Origin of the sequence: Bariatricus sp. HCP28S3_F11 (assembly GCF_052065395.1) — a bacterium.
Classification (GTDB): Bacteria; Bacillota; Clostridia; order Lachnospirales; family Lachnospiraceae; genus Allocoprococcus.
The window spans coordinates 30923-51059 of sequence record NZ_JBQHUC010000021.1 but is presented as its reverse complement, the minus strand read 5'-3'; the positions used below and the strand labels follow the sequence as shown (position 1 = coordinate 51059).

Here is a 20137-nt window from a genome sequence, read left to right as displayed (position 1 = left end):
AGATAAACATACGATAACTTATCAACAATCAACTAAATACGAGCGGCCGTTCTGCTCCGCATAGCGGCCGTTGAAAAACGCATTTGCGACCGCCAGAGGGCGCAAACTGCACAAAAAGACGGATTCATCATTTTTCGCTTTCTTTTTAACACTTCATACTGTATAATGGAGCCACTATCCAAAACTTTTTAACATTTTTACTTGAATACCATGAAAATAATATGAAAGAAAAAATCAACAATCTATGCAGCAAAGTTCAGTTTCTTTCGGGGGCATGGCTAAAGCTGATCGCCATCACATCCATGCTTATTGACCATGTAAACAAAGCACTGATTTATCCAAATCTGACTTCAAATGACGGAGTCCTTACTGTTGTGAGTAATCTATTTGACATTATCGGCAGAATTGCATTCCCATTGTTTTGTTTTTTGCTGGTTGAAGGTTATTTCAAAACCCGAAGCCGAAAGAAATATCTGTTTAATTTACTGTTATTCGGTGTAATATCAGAAGTACCTTTTGATATGTTTACAACGGCATGTTTTTTTAATATGAACTGGAATAACGTCATGTTCACCCTGGCGTTTGTTCTCATGACAATATGGAGTATAGACATTTTAAAAGAAAAAATGCAGAAGCTGCCAAAAGTGCTTTGGTATTTTGTATCGTGGATTATTATTATCATAATGTGCATAGCTGCCATATATTTGAGTCTTGATTATGAGCACCACGCTATTTTAATCGGTTATTTCTTTTATCTGTTCCATGATGTGCCGCTCTTTGCCATTCCTTTTGGTTACGCTTCCATGTATACACAGCCTTGGTCACTTTTAGGCTTTGGTCTGACACTTACATATAACGGCGAGCGTGGCAAACAGAATAAAATGCTTAACTATTGGTTTTATCCTGCCCATTTGCTCATCCTTGGAATACTCCGCCTTTACCTTGGTATTTAGTACAATGAAATACCATCGCTGCTCCGTTACACTCTTAAGGACTTATTATATTATAAAAATTTTATAATTGTACCCTGCAAATTGTGCTACAATACAATTGTTCACCAATTTAAGAACAGGAGGAGATTTCATGATGGGAAATGAATTATTAAAAGAGGCTGCCGAACTGCAGGGACAACTTGTTGAATGGAGAAGATCGCTTCATCAGATTCCGGAGACGGGAACAACTCTCCCTCAGACAATTGCATTTATCAAAGCGAGATTAGACGAGATGGGAATTTCATACAAAGTATACGAAGATATTTCATGCATTGAAGCAACGATCGGTTCGGGGAAAAAGTGCTTCATGCTCCGCAGTGATGTAGACGCACTTCCTGTGACGGAGGAAGCTGATGTACCGTTTAAATCCACCAATGGCTGCATGCACGGATGTGGTCATGACATGCACGGAACTTTCTTGCTGGGTGCGGCAAAGCTCTTAAAAGCGCATGAAGATGAATTAAAAGGAACGGTTAAATTGTTATTCCAGTCAGGAGAGGAAGTATTCCAGGGTGCTAAAAAAGCTGTAGCGGCAGGTGTGCTGGAGAATCCGCATGTGGATGCTGCTTTTGCAATGCATGTAATCGCAATCATTCCGAAGGGTATTATCATGACCGGCAAAGAGCCAATGTCTTCTGTAGACGGTTTTAAAATCACACTGATCGGTCATGGCGGACACGGCTCTATGCCGGAAGCTTGTGTTGATCCGATCAACGCAGCCGTTCAGGTCTATCTTGCCCTTCAGTCACTGATCGCACGTGAGATCGGCGGAACGGAAGAAGCTGTTCTTACAATCGGCCAGCTTGCTGCAGGCGATGTATCGAATGTAATTCCTGAGCGTGCCGTTCTTCAGGGAACTCTTCGTACCTTTAAGAAAGAGGTTCGCGAAAGACTTGTTAAACGAATTGAAGAGGTTGCCAAAGGTGTTGCCATGACTTACCGCTGCCAGATGGAATATGAAACCTTAAGTTCGTGCCCAAGTGTCGTTACAGATGATGCCGTAACTGCTCTGGTAGAGGATACCGTTAAATCCATGCTGCCGCAGATTCAGGTCATTCGTGGCGGCCACGGAATGGGCTCAGAAGATTTCGCTGAAATTACCGATAAAGTGCCTGGTTCTTACTACATGATCGGTGCCGGACCGGAAGATCCTTCCAAACGTGTTGGGCAGCACAATCCAAAGGTTTTATTTAACGAGGATATCTTATCCACAGGTGCGGCAATCTACGCTCAAGTAGCAATGAACTGGCTAGACAAGAACGCATAAATTCTTTGTAATTTGAATAAAAAAAAATTTCCTTGCAGGCCATTTTGAATCATGGCTGCAAGGAAATTTTTATTTACCGGTCTTCTCTCCCCTCATTTTTCCTTTCGTCATATCCTGCATGGTTTATAACTCAAATCCAAAGTATTTTACTGCATTATTATAAGAAATTCCGCATACGATCTTTTCCAATGCCTTGTAGTCCGCCGGGTATTCTCCGTTTTCTACCCATCCTCCGATCAGTTCGCGCATGATTCTATGGAAATACTCATGTCTTGTGTAGGACAGGAAGCTTCTGGAATCTGTCAACATTCCCACAAAGTTTCCGAGCAGCCCGAGATTTGCCAGGGATGTCATCTGCGCGATCATTCCCTGCTTGTGATCGTTGAACCACCATGCACTTCCCTGCTGGATCTTGCCGGCAGCCTCTGTTCCCTGGAAACATCCGAGGATCGTTCCGATCGCCTCATTATCATTCGGATTCAGGGAGTAGAGAATCGTTTTCTGAAGTTCATCCGTCGCGATCAGTGAATTCAGGGAATCTGCCGTCTCGGAACTTGGCGCATGGGAGAAATAGGGACGTTGCATCTTGACACGATGTTGGGGGCAAAAGCCATGTCTTTAAACAAATGTATTAATTGTTTGTGAATTGCACGAAATATTACGTCAAAATCCTTTGCAACGTCCCTATTTCTCTCCTTCCGGAAAGATAATCTTGAATACAAAGAAGAAGATTACCATGGAAACTCCTCCTGTAATGAAGGTTACGAGCAGATTATAAACTGCAGGCGGAACATATGCTGATGCGATCGGCATCCATAAATTATTGAATCCGTTACATACCAGCGATATTACTACCCATGCGATAAAGTACCACATTGCCTGGTAAAAAGGATTTCCTTTACTCTTAAAAGTGATATTTCTCTGCAGAGGAAAATTAATTCATTGCGCAAGAAATGAACCCGTTTCGTAACTGATAAAATATCCAAGTCCGCCCCCTATCATAACCGCTCCGCTGGCATCACGAAGTACGTTATATCCCAAAAGGCTCCATGTAAAATCCACTCCGAAGAGATGCATTTCTTTTTGTGGCCACATGAATTCTGTTCCGGCAAGGCCGATTCCGAGGATCCCCGGCATGAATGTGAAGACCAGATACTGGAATACGGTAACGCCCATGCTGAACACAAAGAAGTAAAAAATCTGATATACCCATTTTGCCAGTTTGGGATGTTTTTCTTCAAATCCACCCCAAATGCTCATCCATTTTTCTTTCAAATTACCCATTTTTATACCTCACTTTTACTTACGGGAAATTTTTGCTGTGTAGGCTTTATTTTCCTTTGAATTTTTAAAGAAGCCTGATATGATCTGTTTCATTCCCCGGAAGAAATGTCCGTTGACTGCTGTCACCATTCCTCTGACCATGTCCATGCTTACCATTCCGTTTGTCATTTTGGCAATTCCACGGAGCGGCATATTGTAAATGAAGAGAATATTCAGATCCGGTTTTCCTTTCTCTTCACTTTTTTTCTTAAGGTTGGTTAATATCTTATATATCAGGCGTGCGGCCGGACTCTTTGCGTAATACATCTGACAAATCGCATCGTTCATTCCCAATTCTCCGCCCCATTTTCCGTCCGGAATCTCATGCCCGAGAAGTTTTTTGAAGAGCATTGACCTCCCTTTTCGTGTATAATGAGTTCACCACAAATCCATTACCTCAAAAGGAGCCAATGCTCATGGACATTATACAATACTTACTCTCAATTATTCAATATCTTTACCAGCAAAACTGCTGGCTTCTCAACTTTATCTGCAGATACATTCCTCTTAAGCAATGGGCTTTTGATGATTCCCATTCTCCCAAATACCAAAAGTTCAAGATTGATGAACTCCCTCTGATCACCGACTTCCGCCAGGACTGGACTTACAAGGATCTAATCCCTTACTACGAAAAACGTTATGGTAAGAAGATTCGCCCTGTCATCCGCCGATCAGAATGTAATATTCCTGATGACTGCACCTGCCCCCGCTGCAATGCACCGAAACCATTCCTATACAAAAACAACGGTTCCAAAGGTCAGCTGCTCTGTAAGGTCTGCGATGCAAGGTTCTCCCCGGATGCAAGTCGATTCTCCTCTGTGAAACTACGCTGTCCGCACTGTGGCAATACTCTAGTCCCAAAGAAAGACCGCAAGCACTTTATCGTCCATAAGTGTGTCAATCCCAAATGCCCTTACTATCTCCACAACCTCAAAAAAGTGGATAAGGAAGATCTAAAAGAGGATTACGGCAAAAATAAATATAAGCTCCACTATATCTACCGTGAGTTCACGATGGATTTTTTCAGCATGGATTTGTCTACCCTGCCAAAGAATGCCTCTTCCTTGAAATTCAGCAAGCACAACGCGCATGTCATGTCCTTATGTCTGACTCTTCATGTTAACCTCGGTCTTTCCCTGCGCAAAACTTCTCAGGCTCTCAAAGACCTATATAACATCAGCATCTCCCATCAGCAGATCGCCAACTACTGCAAGACTGCCGCCGTCTGCATCAAACCTTTTGTTGATCAGTATCCCTACGAAAAGGGGGATGTGTTCACAGCTGACGAAACCTACATAAAAATCCGTGGTATCAAGACCTACATCTGGCTCATCATGAATGCCGCCACCCGATCCATCATCGGCTACCAGGTTTCTGACAATCGTGGTGTCGGTCCCTGCATCCTCGCCATGCGTATGGCTTTTCAGGGGCTTGCAAAGCTTTCGGAAAACTTTAAATTTATCGCTGACGGATACAGCGCCTACCCACTTGCCGCAATGGAATTCGGAAAGAAGTTCGGAAAAGACTTTACATTCAAAATCACTCAGGTTATTGGACTTACCAACGACGATGCTGTTTCTACAGAACACCGACCATTCAAACAAATGATTGAACGGCTGAACCGCACCTATAAGGCTTCTTATCGTCACACAAATGGTTTTGACAACATCGACGGTGCCAATTACGACCTTGCTCTCTGGGTTGCTTACTATAACTTCCTTCGTCCGCACAAACACAATAAATACAAAGTTCTAAACGAAGTGGATCTGTTGCAAGGTGCTGACAACATGCCAGGTAAGTGGCAGCTTCTCATCTTCCTTGGCCAGCAGACCATCCTGAAACAACAACACGGTGAAGCTGTTAACTGTTCTTAGATTCCGAGCCGGAAGGGAAAACAGCCACCGGAAGGGTGGCGTACACTACCAATCACTAACATATCTGCAATTTTCAAGGTTCATCTGAGCCTATTTTTATTACTCAGTTTTTTCATAGATTACTTGACACTACCATTAATTGATCCAGAGAAAGGCCAAACACTCTGGAAATCGTAATGATCATTTCCAGATCGGGAAGATTCTTATTGTTCTCCCAGTTTGAGACGGCCTGCCTGGATACATTCAGCTTTGCCGCCATCTGCTCCTGTGTCAGTTTGGCGTCTTTCCGAATCTGTCTGATCTGTTTCCCGAAATCCATCGTTCTTCCTCCTCTCTACGTTTCAATCTTACCCTTTGGCGTACCGTTTTATCAAGTAAGCCACTCTTGCATCGCCGATTTCCGGCGCTTTCGTCACTTGCGTGGTTCCTCAATCCGTATAAATACAGCTAAACCATTCTGCCCTGAATCCTCTCCACCAACTTCTTATAATAACACTGTACTCTTTTAGCAAAATTCCTCTGCCCATCATTTCTCTTCAACTCTCTATTCCCACACAGCATATCATCGATCGGCACCTGCAGTAGTTCACTCAGCGCATAAAGATTATCGATGGTGGGCATACTGCTGCCATCCAGCCAGTGATAGACACTCTGCACACTGCCAAGTCCAAGGTATTCCTTAACATTTTTCACATTCAATCCTCTTTTTTTCATAAGAGCCTTGATTCTTCTTCCTGTTTTTACTTTATCTATTGTTGGATATGAATACAAATATGTCCCTCTTTTCATTGAACTTATCGTTTAAATGTCAAAGCAAACTTCTTTTATCTTCTCCAGATTCTTCACCGTCTCATCGTATCCATACTGATAGATCCTGTCGATTTTCTCCAGATCTTTTTCAAATGAATCAATCTGTACTTCTTTCGTCGGCCTTAAGATCACGGCTCTTCCTTCCCGCTCCAGCTTCTCGCAGTAGACAACCGTCTCATTATACATCATGTGCCTTGTCATCAGCGGACGCACCAGTTTAGGGAACTTCTTGCGGAGCGCCTTCGCTGCCGCGACATTCGCCTTTGACAGTGTTTTTATATATCCTTTCGGCCTTGTAAGAACGATCAGCATCTTCGGATGTCCGTCCGCCTCCGCCTTGCGCACCGGAATCGGATCACAGATCCCGCCGTCATAATACTTCTTCCCATTCAGTTCAATTGCCGGGAACACGAACGGGATCGCGCAAGTTGCCTTGAGCATGCCACAGGTCTCTTCCAGATCTTTTCCATCCAGATATTCCGCTTCCCCGGTTTCGACATTCGTAACGCCCACACGCACTTCTGTCGGATTGTTCCGGTAAGTCTCCCAATCAAACGGATAAATCTCTTTCGGTATGGTCTCATATGCATACTTCAGGCCAAACAGGCTTCTGTCCGTCAGGTAATTCCGAAGCCCCACATACCGTTTGTCATGTCGGTGATTCATCAGAATATGATAGTTTCTCTTTTTCTGCTTTGAAACATACGAAACTCCATCGGTGATCCCCGCCGAAACTCCAATTACATAATCAAAATTTACATCGTTATCCAACAGTGCATCCATGACACCGCAGGAAAATATAGGTCGGAAGGTTCCCCCTTCCAGTATCAGTGCGTTCATTTTCTGTCATTTCTCCTTCGTTATAGCCGAGCAGCTATTTCTTAGCCCCTCTGCCCTTCCTTATTTCAAGATAAATTGTCTATTCTCCACTTCTTCAACCGGGTCATACTGGTCCAGCGAACGATCCGTAATCAGATTAACTGCCAGTGAAATACACAAGACTCGCCGTCCTACTTGAACAGTATAACATTTATAAAACATAATAAAAACAAAATTTCTGTGAAATCTTTTCGGACTGACACACATATTTCCTCTGTGAAAGACATATTCTGTAACAGCCTACAGCAAAAAGGAGGTCTTTGGAAATGAATCCTGTGATTGGAATTCTGACATGTGGAATGAAGGATAAACAACATTTTGTACCAGACAGCTATGTGACTGCTATCCGGCTCTCAGGCGGACTTCCCATACTGATCCCCGCATTTCCGCCGGACTGGGATGTCACCGGTATTCTTTCACTCTGTGACGGTTTTCTTCTTCCAGGAGGCGGCGATTTCACACCACTTCTTTTCGACGAGAATCCTCTCCCGGGTATCGGAGAAACAAACCTGGAACTGGATGTATTCCAAATTCATTTCACAGAAGAAATTTTAAAATTGCGAAAACCACTATTAGGTATCTGTCGTGGTATGCAGCTTATAAATCTGGCTGCCGGAGGAACCATATATCAGGATCTCTCACTCCAGCCCGGAACTCCATTTCTGCATACGCAAACCTCGCAGAACAGAAGTGATGTCAGTCATCAGGTATTTATTGAAAAAGAAAGTCTTCTGCACACGATCACAGGAGACTCTCTTTATACCAACAGTTTTCATCATCAAAGCATACATCTGACCGGAGAAAATGTGATTGCCTGCGCACATACCTCAGACGGAACGGTAGAAGCTATAGAACTTATTGGACATCCCTTCGCCGTAGGAGTACAGTGGCATCCGGAAGCCATGTTCTTCCATTCTTCGGCCATGAGGAAATTATTTTCCTGCTTTGTCCGGAAGGCGTTACAATTGGCACGTAGCCCGCAGTAAATGCTGGCTACTGTGTGAAACATAATTGGAAAACATCTAATCAGTAGATAAACCTAAAAATACCTATAGCATTTCCTAATTCTATGTGATACAATTTCTTCAAAGCATTAAATCAGATTCTTTTATGCGTAATCATCGCATCTGAACATTCTTGAAATTTTCTAATTCATGAAATCTCGATGCTTTTATTCCCATACACCAGCAGAGAGGTTTCAAAGGAAACGGCTTTCGGTATTCTGTTTTTTGGCCTCCTGCACAATTTCAAAGGAGGTTATTATATGAACAAAACAGGAAAAAACGAGCTCCAAAACAGCTTCCAGACAGAAACGGTCCCTGCGGAAGCTGCGCAGGTGCAGCCCCATGCAAACCGCATCTATAAAGCCAGAATCTTCGAGATGTTGTTTAGTGATAAGAAAGAACTGCTTGGACTTTATAATGCAACTGGAAAGACCAATTACACAGACCCAGAACTGTTGGAAATTAACACACTGGAAAATGCAATCTATATGGCAATGCACAATGATATCTCATTTATCATTGATTCCAGATTGTCACTGTATGAGCACCAATCCACTTATAGCCCGAACCTTCCGCTTCGATATCTGATGTATATAGCAGACTTATATTCAGTTCTTACCAGGAAAGAAAATTTATACGGACATAAGGCAGTTATGATTCCTGTTCCATTTTTCGTAATATTCTACAATGGCGAAGAGCAATTGCCTGACAGGGTTCTGCTGCCACTGTCAGACTTGTTCAAAACTCCGAAGTCGTTTCTGAACAATGAGGAATATAAAGAACTATATCCTGCACTGGAATTGAAAGCTCTTCTTTTGAACATCAATCCGGGCCATAATCAGGAACTTATGAATTCTTGCAAAACGTTAAAAGATTATTCTGAATATACAGCAAGAGTAAGACAGTACGCGAAAGTAATGAATCTGGAAGATGCAGTGGAACGAGCAATTACAGAGTGTATTGCAGAAGGAATTCTTTCAGATTTTCTGGAGAAAAACAGAGCGGAGGCGAAGAGTGTGAGTATTTATGAATATGATCAGGAACGGCATCTACGGCAAGAACGTGAAGAAGCCAGAGAAGAAGGTGAGAAAATCGGGAGAGAAGCTGGCATACGGGCATTCGTCATCGATCATATTGAGGAAGGCATGCCCCCCGAAAAAAGCATCTTAAAATTACAAAAGCTTTTTTCTCTGACAAACGAAGAGGCGAAAAGCTATTACGAAGAGTATTCACAGACGAATTGCTAAAAATGACGCGGAGAAAGATAAAACTCCTCTCCGCGTCATATATTTTCGCAATATTTATGATAACCGTATATCTCTAGAGGAACTTCCGAGTGAATGAATTGATATGCTTTTCATATCATTATTCCCATTTTAATGTTCCGGCATAAATCTGGCCATCTCATCGATACATTCTTCACACTGAGGATAAACTCCCGCGTTATCAAAATATGCATGGCCAAATCCCTTATACAATACCGCCGTAGTATCCACCCCGGCATTATGCAGCTTCATCGCATACCCAAGTGTCTCCAGCTTCAGGAAATCATGTCCTCCGACCGTCACAAATGTCGGTGGATTTTTCTTCGTATCTCTCGTATATGGATTCAGATAATCATTCTTTACATCGCCCGTTCCGAGTATGGCTTCCAGCCCGTCCGTCATTCCTCCGAACATGCCGATCATTTTGGTAAGTCCTCTTTTCTGTTTCGGTGCCATCTCAAACTGATCCATGGACGGATGATAATATTCATCTTCCACCTTTGCCATGTTGAGCGTCGGATACAGAAGCATCTGTCCTCTCACCATATGCGCACCATCTTCCCAGTCTCTGGTTGTACAATACTGTGTCAGATTGCCGCCTGCGCTGTCTCCGCCTACAAAGATCCGTCTTTGCCACAAACATTTTTACGGACTCTTCTACGATGTCCGGATGATCGCCAAAGAAACCGCCTCCGTGAATGTAATAGAGGATTGATCCGTTCTTTTATTTTCTGAAGCAAATCTTCTGAATATTTTTTCATCTTACTTCGTTCCTATTCGATATTTTCCGACACGCTCATCGCAAATGACTCCACTATAATTCATTCGAAATGCAAAATCATATGTATTTCCTTCACTGTCCGTATTTCTCCTCCTTTTATGAACACTTATTCACGTTCTATTCATAATTCTTTTAAATTCTTATCACAGTTTTATCACATTTTTCCCGTATACTAATAATCAAACAAAGGCAATAACTTTTTCATATAAATTTTTTCTTTTTCATAAACGCCGATGCTCAGTTCGCTGGGCATCGGCACTCCTCATTTTATAGGGTTTTCTTTGTAAAACTCTTATTAAAAAGACATTTCATCTGTTCCACTAAAATGACCGAATCACTTCTTCCGACATAGAACGCACCACTTCAACCGCGAGCTGAACCGTCGCCTCAAAATCATAATAAGACGTAATTCCATTTGGTGAATGAATGTATCGCACCGGAACTCCCACAACGATTGCAGGGATTCCATCCATTGCGGTGTTGATGATCGCTCCGTTGTTTCCGCCTCCTTCCCGTACGGAAGCCTGAACGGCCAGGTGCTTTTCTTCTGCCAGATCCAGCACATATCTCTGATACCGCGGAGAGCAGATTACCGAGCAGTCCATAAAGCGGAGCATCGGGCCTTTCTTCAGCGCCGTCTGAATCGCATAGGGTTCTGTAAAGGTATCGTCGGCCGGACAGCCTTCAAAGCAAAGTGCGATCTGCGGCGCAACCTTGTTCACCGCAACTCTTACGCCTCTTTCTCCGACTTCTTCCTGAGAAGAAAGGACTCCGACCAGATCCACCGCCAGTTCTTCTTCTGCAAGCCTTCGCATCGTCTCGATCAGCGCCGCACATCCGATTCGGCAATCAAATCCTTTGCCCATCATAATATCATGCTGCTCATCATAAGTAAATGAGACATCCGGAACTACAGGTTCGCCGATCCGTATTCCGAAATTCTCCACTGCATCCTCTTTGCTCACAGCTCCCACGTCGATCACCAGGGACTGGATATCCGTGCTTCCTCCTGCCTGACGCTCCGCCGGGGTCATAAAATGTGGTGGTTTCGATGCCACAATGCCCGGTATATATTTCCCATAACGATTGCGTACCAGTACCTTCGATGCCGGAAGTGCCTGATCGGTCCATCTTCCGAGGGTCACGAAGCGCAGTGTTCCATTCGGCTTGATGGAATGAACCATCAAGCCCACTTCATCACTGTGGGCATCCAACATCATAACCGGCTTATTTCCTGTATTTTTTCTACGATACAAATAGAGATTTCTCAGACAGTCTTCCTCAGTCTGTGCGAATTCTTCTCCGTATTTTTTTGCAGTCAGGATCACCTCATCCTCAAATCCGGATGCCCCCGCCGCATCCGTCAGCTCCTGAATCATGCGTATGGTGTTCTCGTTCTTTTCTCTTTCCATTTTTCCTTCACCTCGTAATATTTTATATATGATCATCCGTCATCCGACGGGCATATTCCAGAATCTGCTGTTCCAGTATTTCCATTTTAGCACGGGTTTCCGGATTCTTATATGTGATCCGGTGTATGATCTGTGAAATATAATCGTTCTCCAGAATGATTTCCATCGTTTCCTTATAATTTATATCATAAAAATACGCTACATAAGACACCCAGTAGTCCATGGATGTTTTTCGACTTTCTGAAAGAATGGATTTCTGTTCCTGGCAGGATCTCCAGACTTCGTCACTGATCACATCCTGCCCCGGCACATCAAGCGGTTTCTCCAGAAGTGTTTCCAGTTTTTCTTCCAGCTTCACACGGCAGTTATCCAGTTTGTCTGCATCACGGATTATTTTAGCGTGCATGAGTGTCCGCTCATCTTCTATTCCTTCCAACTGAAAATCACTGTGCCGGTCGATCGCCGTGTAAATGATGTCATCCCAAGTGTCTTCTTCAAGAAATTCCCGGATCATTCCCTGCCGGAACAAAATCTCAGCTCCGTATTTTGCATGGTTCATCATCCCCGGATCAAAACTATTGAAACGTTTTAACTGTTCAAAACGCCCGATGTCATGAAGTAATCCTATCATTTTCGCAAGATCTGTATCCTCTTCGGACAGCTTCATTCTTCGCGCGATTTCACCACTGCATTCTACCACCTGATACGTATGTATGATTTTCAGATTGATCTTATCGTCCGCACGGTCATAACCGTCCAGATACTCCTCGAATTTCTGTTTTGCTCTTTCAAAATCCATCTCATCACCTCAAAAATGCAGGAGGCTTCCGGCATACATCGGATGCTGTTCCTGCATTTTACTCTTTCCTTTTATTTTAACATCAGAAGTTCCGGAATCTCTCCCAGATTCTTTACCACATAATCCGCCATTTCTGCAGTCTCTTTCGTCGGTCCGGTGAGATCCGGCACCATCACGACATGGCAGCCGGCACTCCATGCAGCACGGACACCATTCGGTGAATCCTCTGCCGCAAGACATTCCTCCGGTTTCTTTCTGATCTTCTCGCAGGCATGAAGATATACATCCGGACAGGGTTTCCCATTTTCCACCATGGAGGCGCTGATAATTTCATCAAAAAGATCCGCAAATCCGACCATCTTCAGATAGCGCACTGCCCGCGTCTCCTCTGTCGCAGTCACGACCGCAATCTGAAAACCTCGTCTTCTCAGTTCTGTGAGCGTCTCTCTCACAAACGGCTTCGTCTCAAGTCCATATTTCTCAATATGTTTTGCCATAAGCTGCTGCCTGCGTCCCCGGATCCCGTCATAATCAAAATCCGCCCCGTACATTTCCTTTGCTTTCACTCTGGCAAATTTTGCATCCAGACTCCGAAACAGATACGCGTCCTCCAGAGACATCCTGTATCCGGCTTCGCGCATTGCCTTCTGCTTGTAGACCGTCAGGTATTTCTCCGTATCGATCAAAATCCCATCCATATCGAATAACACTGCTTTTATCATGAATTGTCCTCTTTCTTCCTGTGAGCGCTAATTCTCGTCCTTCTTCTCAACCTGTTTACAATTATCTGCGAGATAGTCCTGCACAAGATCCATCTTTGCCATCTGCTCTAAATCTTCCAGACTTCCGTAAGATTCCATAACGGATTTCAGCTCCTCAACGCTTCCGTAACCGGTCTGCTGGGCATATTCTTCGTATTTCTTATCGAGCGCTTCATCCGAAACATCGATCTTTGCTTTTTCAATCACCAGATCCATCACCATCAGCTCTTTCAGGCGTTCCTTCGCTGCTTTTGTCAGCTCTGTCTGATAGGTTTCTTCATCCATTTCCAGATACGTATCTCTGTACTCTTCGAATTCCACACCATAATAAGCCGCATTCTGTTCCATCTGGCCCTGAATGGTATCCATCATTTCCTGAAGTTCTTCCTTCGGATATTTTGTCACCTGTGCATTCTCCATCAGCGCATCCCACGCACTGCTCTTCAGCATGTTTCTGGCTGACGATTCGTTATTTTCTTCCAGAAACTCACGCACTTCCTGTTTATATTCTTCAACGGTTGAAGCGGTATCAGAAAGCGTCTTCACAAGCTCATCCGTCAGCTCCGGCACATGAACTTCAGTGATTCCTTTTACCGTAACAGTAAAGACAACCGGCTTTCCTGAAAAATCCGGGTTATTCGGGTATGGGTCCGGGAATGTCAGATTCAGATCAAATGTCTCGCCGATCCCATGTCCCACAATTCCTTCTTCAAAACCATCTATAAAACTGTTGGATCCTAACGTCAGAGGAGCATCCACTGCCGAACCTCCATCAAACGGCACTCCATCCATCTTGCCTTCATAATCAATCGTAACAGTATCTCCGTCCAGCGCTGCACGGTCTGTTACTTCTGTGGATGTAGAATTTGCTTCACACATACTCTGAACATAGCTTTCCACATCTTCATCCGTTACTTCTTCCGCTTCCTGCTTCTCAACCTCCAGCCCTTTATACTGGCTGATCGTTACATAATCATTGGAAATTTTGCCGGAGCATCCGCCAAGGATCACAGCCGATACACACAGTCCTGCAACCAGCGAGGAAAATTTCTTTTTCATATTTTACACCTCATAATCTTCTTATTTGTATCTGTTCGAAATGAGACCCAAATCATCGTTGTTCCACATATCGACACACTTTTTTTGCAGACACACACATTTTGATTATATGACAATTTTTTTAAAATGGAAAGGGATTTCATGCTAATTTAATAACTGTATTTTTGCGAATCACGAAACAGCTTGCACCCCCCGACAAATAATGTTACAATGTCATATGGATAATATGTATTAGGAGGACGGGATCATGAGCAAAGTGACAATCGTTTTACTGGTAGTTCTGGTAATTTTAATCATTGTTGTAGTTGCCTTATATTTCCTGGGCAAGAAAGCGGAAAAGAAACAGGCAGAGCAGCAGGAGATCATGGATGCTGCCGCACAACAGGTGACTATGCTGATTATCGATAAAGGTAAGATGCGCCTTAAAGATGCCGGTTTTCCTGCAGTTGTAATGGAAAGCACACCGAAATATCTTCGTCGTTCCAAAGTTCCGGTTGTTAAAGCCAAAGTCGGACCGAAGATTATGAACCTGATGTGTGACGCTGCGATCTATGACCTCATTCCGGTCAAGAAAGAGGTAAAAGCAACCGTAAGCGGCATTTACATAACAGCCGTAAGAGGACTGCGCGGACCACTTGAAGCACCAAAGAAAAAGAAAGGTTTCTTTGCACGTTTCAAGAAAGACGAGACACAAAAATAATAGCACAGAAAAATGGCGTCAATGCACTAGCATTGGCGCCATTCTTTTGATGATCTATTCTTTTCTTTCAGCACACTGTCCGCCGCTTCTTTCGGTCGGATATTCATGGATATCCGGCAGTCGGCCATAGCCTCATGATTGATGTCCAGACCATATTCCACTTCCACCTGAATCAGATCTTCCGTCACGTTGACATCCATATCACGGGTATGAATTCCTACCTGAATCTGCCCATACGGCGTGTCATAATAAGTCAAGTTCGACTTATTCTTCTCAAACACCATATGTGCATTGGTAAGGCCGCTCTTCATAATCTCGAGCGTATCATCTCCGGTAATCTTAACCTTGTTCTTGATTACTCCCGGGAGTCCTTCAACCACTTCATCATATATGACATAGTGCCTGTCGTTCTTTAAATAATAACTCGCCGGAGTAATCACTTCGATCGGTTCATTCTCTTCATCCCCGTTTTCCATAAACTCCATCTGATGGAGTCCGGAAATCGTAAGTAAAACCTCTTGCGTCATACAATCTTTCCAATCAATTATTTATAATGCGAGCTGCTGCGCGATATCGTACTGGTACTGCGGAATTCCTTTCTGCATTGCCAGTGCTTCATTGATGTCGAAATCAATGTACTCGCCATGTTTATATCCTACTACTCGGTTCGTCTTTCCTTCCAGAAGGAGATCTACGGCCATCGCGCCCATGATGGAAGCGTATACACGGTCTTTCGCTGTCGGGCTTCCTCCACGCTGCATGTGTCCGAGGATCGTTGCACGGGTCTCCATACCTGTCTCCTCTTCGATTCTCTTAGCCATATTCATAGAATCTCCGATACCTTCGGCATTGATAATGATATAATGCTTCTTACCGCGCTTTCTGTTTTCCTTGATATCTGCCACGATCTTCTCTTCGTTGTAATCGTGTTCCTCCGGAAGAAGAATTCTCTCTGCACCATTGGCGATTCCGCACCATAATGCAAGGTATCCGGCATCACGTCCCATAACTTCGATAATACTGCATCTTTCATGAGATGTGGACGTGTCACGTACTTTGTCGATTGCTTCCATGGCTGTATTCACAGCGGTATCAAATCCAATCGTGTACTCTGTACAGGCAATGTCGAGGTCGATCGTCCCCGGAAGTCCAATCGTATTTACCCCATAATCAGAAAGCTTCTGTGCTCCTTTGAAAGAACCGTCTCCTCCGATAACCACCAGACCGTCGATTCCGTACTTCTTACAGATCGCTGCTGCCTTCTGCTGTCCCTCAACGGTGCGCATCTCTTCGCAGCGTGCTGTCTGAAGAATCGTTCCGCCTCTCTGGATTGTATCCGATACATCTCTGGCACTTAAATCAATAATCTCTTCGTTGAGAAGTCCTGAATATCCTCTTCTGATTCCGCGTACCTTGAGGCCTTTTCCTAAAGCTGTTCTTACTACCGCACGGATCGCTGCATTCATTCCCGGTGCATCTCCACCGCTGGTCAACACTCCGATTGTTCTGATAATTTTTTCTGCCATGATATGTTTCCCTCCGTCTCCTCCTGTTGTAGGATTTTAAAGTTTGCCAAATTATTCACATTTTCAAGCTACATTGTACTCTATTTAGTACATCTTTTCAATGGGTTTTTCCACTACTTTTGCACAAGATTCTCCAAAATAATTCGTCAACCTGCTCAAGATTCCCGGCTCGATTTTAATGTTCCTGTTCTTCGGAAGACGCTTGACAACGCGTTCTGCCTTACAGTAAATGACCACCTCATCATCCCCTTCGCTGTCTGACAGCATGGCGAACAAATGCTTTTCATCCGCAAGATATGCTGCTTTATTCTCATATTGGAGCCAGAGCTCTTTCCTGGTTCTCTCGAACGGAATAATCTCCTCACAGATCAGCTTGCTGGCATTATCATCTTCTTCGGAAACTCTTCCCTTTACAAAGACTTTGCTGTCTTCCTGAAGGTATTGCTGGTTTTTTTCATAATCCCGGGGAAAAATCACGACCTCCACCGTTCCCATCAGATCCTCTATGGTAATAAATGCCATGGTCTGGTTCTTTTTTGTGTATTTGATTGTTTTCGAAGTGATCATTCCTCCGATAATCTCTTTCGCACCGTCACGCACCTTTGTCACACCGGTCTCCTCATCCAGCTGAAAATCCTGTGTGGTAGCCGAAATATTGTTTCTCCATTTTTCTTCGTATTCCTCCAGTGGATGTCCGCTCAGGTATACGCCCAGAACTTCTTTTTCAAAAGCGAGAAGCGTCTCCTTCTGATATTCTCCCACATCCGGCAGAGTTATCTCGAATTCTTTCTTCTGCTCTTCATCAACAATATCGAACAGTGACATCTGACCGGTCATAGAATATTTCTTCTCCTGATTCACCTGATCCATAACACGGATATAGATCATCATGAGCTGCTTCCGGGTTCCTTTCAGACTGTCAAACGCACCGGACTTAATGAAATTCTCCACGGTTCGTTTGTTCACTTCTTTGTTGGAAAGCCGTTCAATGAAGTCTTTCAGATTTTTAAATTCTCCCCTCAGTTTTCTCTCTTCGATAATAGATTCGATGACCGGACGCCCAATGCTTTTAATCGCAGCCAGACCATAACGAATGTTTCCGTTATCCACTGAGAAATTACCTACTCCGCGATTAATATCCGGAGGCAGGATCTTAATTCCCATCTGCCTGCAGCTGTAAATATATTCTGCCACCTTTCCGGGATTATCGATAACGGATGTCATAAGAGCCGCCATGTATTCCACCGGATGATAATATTTCAAATAGGCCGTCTGATATGCGACAACTGCATATGCCGCCGCATGCGACTTGTTAAATGCGTACTTTGCGAAATCGATCATCTCATTGTAGATTTTATTTGCAATCTCCTCCGAAATTCCATTTGCCACGCATCCCGGAACGTTCTCTTCCGGATTGCCGTAGACAAAATTCTGGCGCTCTCTCTGCATCACATCCGCTTTTTTCTTACTCATCGCACGGCGCAGAAGGTCACTTCGCCCCAGCGTATATCCGGCCAGATCCCGCACGATCTGCATAACCTGTTCCTGATAAACGATACAGCCGTATGTAGGTTCCAGGATCGGCTCCAGCTGCGGGCAGTCATAGGTGATAAGTTCCGGGTGATTCTTTCCTTTTATATATTGCGGAATGAAATCCATCGGCCCCGGGCGGTACAGAGAGATTCCCGCGATAATATCTTCCAGACTCTGCGGCTTCAGTTCCTTCATGAAGCTCTTCATCCCCGCACTTTCCAGCTGGAAGACTCCGTCCGTCTTGCCGCTTCCCAGAAGCTCCATCACCGCCGGGTCATTGTAATCCAGCTCTTCCGGAATGATCCGCTCTCCGGTACTCTCCTCCACCAGGTTGATCGCATCCTGAATCACAGTCAGTGTGCGCAGTCCCAGAAAATCCATTTTCAGAAGTCCCAATTCTTCCAATGTAGTCATGGTAAACTGAGTGATCACCGTATTATCCGCCCCCAGAGCCAGCGGAACGAATTCGTCTACATTTTTCTGGCAGATTACAACACCTGCCGCATGCATGGATGTATGTCTCGGCAAACCTTCCAGGCGCTTTGACATATCGATCAGTTCCTTCACCTGCGGATTCTCATCATATAACTTCTTAAGTTCCGGATTCATTTTCAGGGCTTTGTCCAGCGTAATATTCAGTTCCTTCGGAACCATCTTGGAGATGGAATCCACAAATGCATACGGAAGGTCCATGACACGTCCCACATCGCGGATCACGCCCCGGGCCTGCAGAGTACCAAAGGTAACGATCTGTGCCACCTGATCTTTGCCATATTTGCGCACAACATAATCAATGACTTCCTGCCTTCTCTCGAAGCAGAAATCCACGTCAATATCCGGCATGGACACACGTTCCGGATTCAGAAAACGCTCAAAAAGAAGCTGATACCGAATGGGATCAATATTCGTGATCCCCAGGGTATACGCCACGATACTTCCGGCCGCCGATCCACGGCCCGGTCCTACCATGATTCCATTTTCCCTTGCGAAATGAATAAAGTCCCAGACGATCAGGAAGTAGTCAACATATCCCATGTTTTTGATGACACCCAATTCATAATTAAGGCGGTCCACCAGTTCCTGTCCCGGCTCACCATACCGTTTTTCCAATCCGTCAAAACATAATTTGTTCAGATATTCCCAGGAAGTAAACCCATCCGGCACGTCGAACTTCGGCAGCTTCGTCACACCGAATTCAATCTCTACATGGCACCGGTCCGCAATCTTCTGTGTATTTTCCAGCGCCTGAAGCGCATAGGGAAAGAGTGCCGCCATTTCTTCCTTCGATTTCACATAATACTGTCCGCCTTCATAGCGCATCCGGTCTTCATCGGCAAGCTTCTTTCCCGTCTGCAGGCACAACAGAATATCGTGGGGCTTTTCATCCTCCGCGTAAGTATAATGTACGTCGTTTGTCGCCACCAGTTCAATTCCGGTTTCCTCCGCAAGCCTAAGAAGCTGCTGATTCACGATCGACTGTTCCGGAATTCCATGGTCCTGAAGTTCCAGAAAGAAATTCCCCTTTCCGAAAATCTTCTCATAACGAAGCGCTGCCTTTCGTCCTTCGTCGTAAAGTCCTCTAAGCAGATTTTTCTGAACCTCTCCCGCAAGGCACGCGCTGAGTGCAATGATTCCCTCGTGATATTGCTCCAGAACCTCATAATCCACCCTCGGTTTATAGTAGTAACCCTCTGTAAATCCGCGGGACACGATCTTCATCAGATTGGAGTATCCCGTATTATTTTCGGCAAGCAGCACCAGATGATAGTATCGGTCTTCATCCCGCCCCACCGCTTCTTTATCAAAGCGGGAACCGGGAGCAACATAGACCTCGCATCCCAGCACCGGATTAATCCCTGCAGCACGCGCGGCACGGTAGAATTCAATGACGCCGAACATCACGCCGTGATCTGTGATCGCGGCGGCTGTCATACCAAGTTCTTTCACTCTGTTCACATATTCTTTGATCTTATTGGAACCGTCCAGCAAACTGTATTCTGTATGGACATGTAAATGCGCGAAATTCATAATGAACCACCTGTTTTCCTTTCTTTCCCTATTATAAACAATACCGGATTTTATTACAATCAAAACAGACATCCATTTTGGGAAACATAAAAAAACCGCCGCCCCGCAGAATATGCAGGACAGC

The 20137-nt window shown here is 44.4% G+C and carries 18 protein-coding genes and 2 pseudogenes; 6 read left to right on the top strand and 14 right to left on the bottom strand.

Annotation, left to right across the window (positions count from 1 at the left end; translation table 11 throughout):
- Nucleotides 1-221 precede the first annotated feature (221 nt).
- A complete protein-coding gene (locus ACTNBR_RS10725) occupies nt 222-953 on the top strand; it encodes a TraX family protein (RefSeq protein WP_427807595.1) in 732 nt (243 codons plus the stop codon).
- A 130-nt stretch (nt 954-1083) separates the two neighbouring features.
- On the top strand, nt 1084-2259 hold the full coding sequence (locus tag ACTNBR_RS10720; RefSeq protein WP_441018109.1) for a M20 metallopeptidase family protein: 1176 nt from the start codon (nt 1084-1086) through the stop codon (nt 2257-2259).
- A 123-nt stretch (nt 2260-2382) separates the two neighbouring features.
- Here the strand turns inward: ACTNBR_RS10720 and ACTNBR_RS10715 are convergent.
- From ACTNBR_RS10715 to ACTNBR_RS10705, 3 genes and pseudogenes are all read right to left on the bottom strand, one after another.
- A pseudogene (locus ACTNBR_RS10715) lies at nt 2383-2826 on the bottom strand (glucuronate isomerase); the annotation flags it as partial.
- 372 nt (nt 2827-3198) lie between these two features.
- Entirely contained in the window at nt 3199-3543 is a 345-nt protein-coding gene (locus ACTNBR_RS10710) for a hypothetical protein (protein ID WP_441018113.1), read from the bottom strand.
- 15 nt (nt 3544-3558) lie between these two features.
- Nucleotides 3559-3927, bottom strand: a pseudogene (locus ACTNBR_RS10705) (glycosyl hydrolase); the annotation flags it as partial.
- A gap of 71 nt (nt 3928-3998) precedes the next feature.
- Here ACTNBR_RS10705 and ACTNBR_RS10700 point away from each other — a divergent pair.
- The gene (locus ACTNBR_RS10700; RefSeq protein WP_441018115.1) at nt 3999-5456 is read left to right on the top strand and encodes a DDE-type integrase/transposase/recombinase; all 1458 of its coding nucleotides are present in this window, start codon (nt 3999-4001) and stop codon (nt 5454-5456) included.
- Nucleotides 5457-5568: 112 nt separating this feature from the next.
- Here the strand turns inward: ACTNBR_RS10700 and ACTNBR_RS10695 are convergent, their stop codons facing one another.
- The 3 genes from ACTNBR_RS10695 to ACTNBR_RS10685 all read right to left on the bottom strand — a co-directional run bounded on the left by ACTNBR_RS10695 (nt 5569) and on the right by ACTNBR_RS10685 (nt 7106).
- Nucleotides 5569-5775 carry a helix-turn-helix domain-containing protein gene (locus ACTNBR_RS10695; protein ID WP_441018117.1) on the bottom strand — a complete coding sequence of 69 codons (207 nt, stop codon included), beginning with the start codon at nt 5773-5775 and terminating at the stop codon, nt 5569-5571.
- A gap of 128 nt (nt 5776-5903) precedes the next feature.
- Nucleotides 5904-6227 carry a helix-turn-helix domain-containing protein gene (locus ACTNBR_RS10690; RefSeq protein ID WP_427819598.1) on the bottom strand — a complete coding sequence of 108 codons (324 nt, stop codon included), beginning with the start codon at nt 6225-6227 and terminating at the stop codon, nt 5904-5906.
- A gap of 30 nt (nt 6228-6257) precedes the next feature.
- Complete coding sequence (locus ACTNBR_RS10685) at nt 6258-7106, bottom strand: patatin-like phospholipase family protein (protein ID WP_441018121.1); 849 nt, start codon at nt 7104-7106, stop codon at nt 6258-6260.
- 305 nt (nt 7107-7411) lie between these two features.
- Between ACTNBR_RS10685 and ACTNBR_RS10680 the strand changes: the two genes are divergently transcribed.
- Nucleotides 7412-8131, top strand: coding sequence for a gamma-glutamyl-gamma-aminobutyrate hydrolase family protein (locus tag ACTNBR_RS10680; protein WP_427819597.1), 720 nt, complete (start codon nt 7412-7414; stop codon nt 8129-8131).
- Nucleotides 8132-8526: 395 nt separating this feature from the next.
- A complete protein-coding gene (locus tag ACTNBR_RS10675) occupies nt 8527-9396 on the top strand; it encodes a hypothetical protein (protein WP_441018172.1) in 870 nt (289 codons plus the stop codon).
- A 129-nt stretch (nt 9397-9525) separates the two neighbouring features.
- On the opposite strand, the gene ACTNBR_RS10670 is transcribed toward ACTNBR_RS10675, so the two are convergent.
- The 5 genes from ACTNBR_RS10670 to tig form a co-directional block, all read right to left on the bottom strand.
- The gene (locus ACTNBR_RS10670; protein WP_441018123.1) at nt 9526-10053 is read right to left on the bottom strand and encodes an alpha/beta hydrolase fold domain-containing protein; all 528 of its coding nucleotides are present in this window, start codon (nt 10051-10053) and stop codon (nt 9526-9528) included.
- A 462-nt stretch (nt 10054-10515) separates the two neighbouring features.
- On the bottom strand, nt 10516-11607 hold the full coding sequence (locus tag ACTNBR_RS10665) for a M42 family metallopeptidase (protein WP_427819595.1): 1092 nt from the start codon (nt 11605-11607) through the stop codon (nt 10516-10518).
- Nucleotides 11608-11629: 22 nt separating this feature from the next.
- Nucleotides 11630-12406: an HD domain-containing protein gene (locus tag ACTNBR_RS10660; protein WP_441018125.1), complete on the bottom strand. Its 777-nt coding sequence runs from the start codon at nt 12404-12406 to the stop codon at nt 11630-11632.
- 71 nt (nt 12407-12477) lie between these two features.
- The gene (locus tag ACTNBR_RS10655) at nt 12478-13128 is read right to left on the bottom strand and encodes an HAD family hydrolase (protein ID WP_441018127.1); all 651 of its coding nucleotides are present in this window, start codon (nt 13126-13128) and stop codon (nt 12478-12480) included.
- Between the two features lie 27 nt (nt 13129-13155).
- Nucleotides 13156-14226, bottom strand: a complete 1071-nt coding sequence (tig, locus tag ACTNBR_RS10650) for a trigger factor (protein WP_427819592.1) — start codon at nt 14224-14226, stop codon at nt 13156-13158.
- Nucleotides 14227-14473: 247 nt separating this feature from the next.
- On the opposite strand from tig, the gene ACTNBR_RS10645 reads away from it, so the two are divergent.
- Entirely contained in the window at nt 14474-14926 is a 453-nt protein-coding gene (locus tag ACTNBR_RS10645; RefSeq protein WP_427819591.1) for a hypothetical protein, read from the top strand.
- A 26-nt stretch (nt 14927-14952) separates the two neighbouring features.
- Here ACTNBR_RS10645 and ACTNBR_RS10640 read toward each other — a convergent pair whose 3' ends face one another.
- The 3 genes from ACTNBR_RS10640 to ACTNBR_RS10630 form a co-directional block, all read right to left on the bottom strand.
- Complete coding sequence (locus ACTNBR_RS10640) at nt 14953-15453, bottom strand: DUF1934 domain-containing protein (RefSeq protein ID WP_427819590.1); 501 nt, start codon at nt 15451-15453, stop codon at nt 14953-14955.
- Between the two features lie 21 nt (nt 15454-15474).
- Nucleotides 15475-16452: a 6-phosphofructokinase gene (gene pfkA / locus ACTNBR_RS10635; RefSeq protein WP_427807623.1), complete on the bottom strand. Its 978-nt coding sequence runs from the start codon at nt 16450-16452 to the stop codon at nt 15475-15477.
- An 84-nt stretch (nt 16453-16536) separates the two neighbouring features.
- Complete coding sequence (locus ACTNBR_RS10630) at nt 16537-20013, bottom strand: DNA polymerase III subunit alpha (protein WP_427807625.1); 3477 nt, start codon at nt 20011-20013, stop codon at nt 16537-16539.
- Nucleotides 20014-20137 lie beyond the last annotated feature (124 nt).

Coding starts and splice junctions, on each gene's coding strand:
- ACTNBR_RS10720 (WP_441018109.1), top strand. CDS start 1,084: ATGATGGGAAATGAATTATTAAAAGAGGCTGCCGAACTGCAGGGACAA.
- ACTNBR_RS10685 (WP_441018121.1), bottom strand. CDS start 7,106: ATGAACGCACTGATACTGGAAGGGGGAACCTTCCGACCTATATTTTCC.
- ACTNBR_RS10710 (WP_441018113.1), bottom strand. CDS start 3,543: ATGGGTAATTTGAAAGAAAAATGGATGAGCATTTGGGGTGGATTTGAA.
- ACTNBR_RS10700 (WP_441018115.1), top strand. CDS start 3,999: ATGGACATTATACAATACTTACTCTCAATTATTCAATATCTTTACCAG.
- ACTNBR_RS10695 (WP_441018117.1), bottom strand. CDS start 5,775: ATGGATTTCGGGAAACAGATCAGACAGATTCGGAAAGACGCCAAACTG.
- tig (WP_427819592.1), bottom strand. CDS start 14,226: ATGAAAAAGAAATTTTCCTCGCTGGTTGCAGGACTGTGTGTATCGGCT.
- pfkA (WP_427807623.1), bottom strand. CDS start 16,452: ATGGCAGAAAAAATTATCAGAACAATCGGAGTGTTGACCAGCGGTGGA.
- ACTNBR_RS10665 (WP_427819595.1), bottom strand. CDS start 11,607: ATGGAAAGAGAAAAGAACGAGAACACCATACGCATGATTCAGGAGCTG.
- ACTNBR_RS10725 (WP_427807595.1), top strand. CDS start 222: ATGAAAGAAAAAATCAACAATCTATGCAGCAAAGTTCAGTTTCTTTCG.
- ACTNBR_RS10660 (WP_441018125.1), bottom strand. CDS start 12,406: ATGGATTTTGAAAGAGCAAAACAGAAATTCGAGGAGTATCTGGACGGT.
- ACTNBR_RS10640 (WP_427819590.1), bottom strand. CDS start 15,453: ATGACGCAAGAGGTTTTACTTACGATTTCCGGACTCCATCAGATGGAG.
- ACTNBR_RS10675 (WP_441018172.1), top strand. CDS start 8,527: ATGTTGTTTAGTGATAAGAAAGAACTGCTTGGACTTTATAATGCAACT.
- ACTNBR_RS10630 (WP_427807625.1), bottom strand. CDS start 20,013: ATGAATTTCGCGCATTTACATGTCCATACAGAATACAGTTTGCTGGAC.
- ACTNBR_RS10645 (WP_427819591.1), top strand. CDS start 14,474: ATGAGCAAAGTGACAATCGTTTTACTGGTAGTTCTGGTAATTTTAATC.
- ACTNBR_RS10655 (WP_441018127.1), bottom strand. CDS start 13,128: ATGATAAAAGCAGTGTTATTCGATATGGATGGGATTTTGATCGATACG.
- ACTNBR_RS10680 (WP_427819597.1), top strand. CDS start 7,412: ATGAATCCTGTGATTGGAATTCTGACATGTGGAATGAAGGATAAACAA.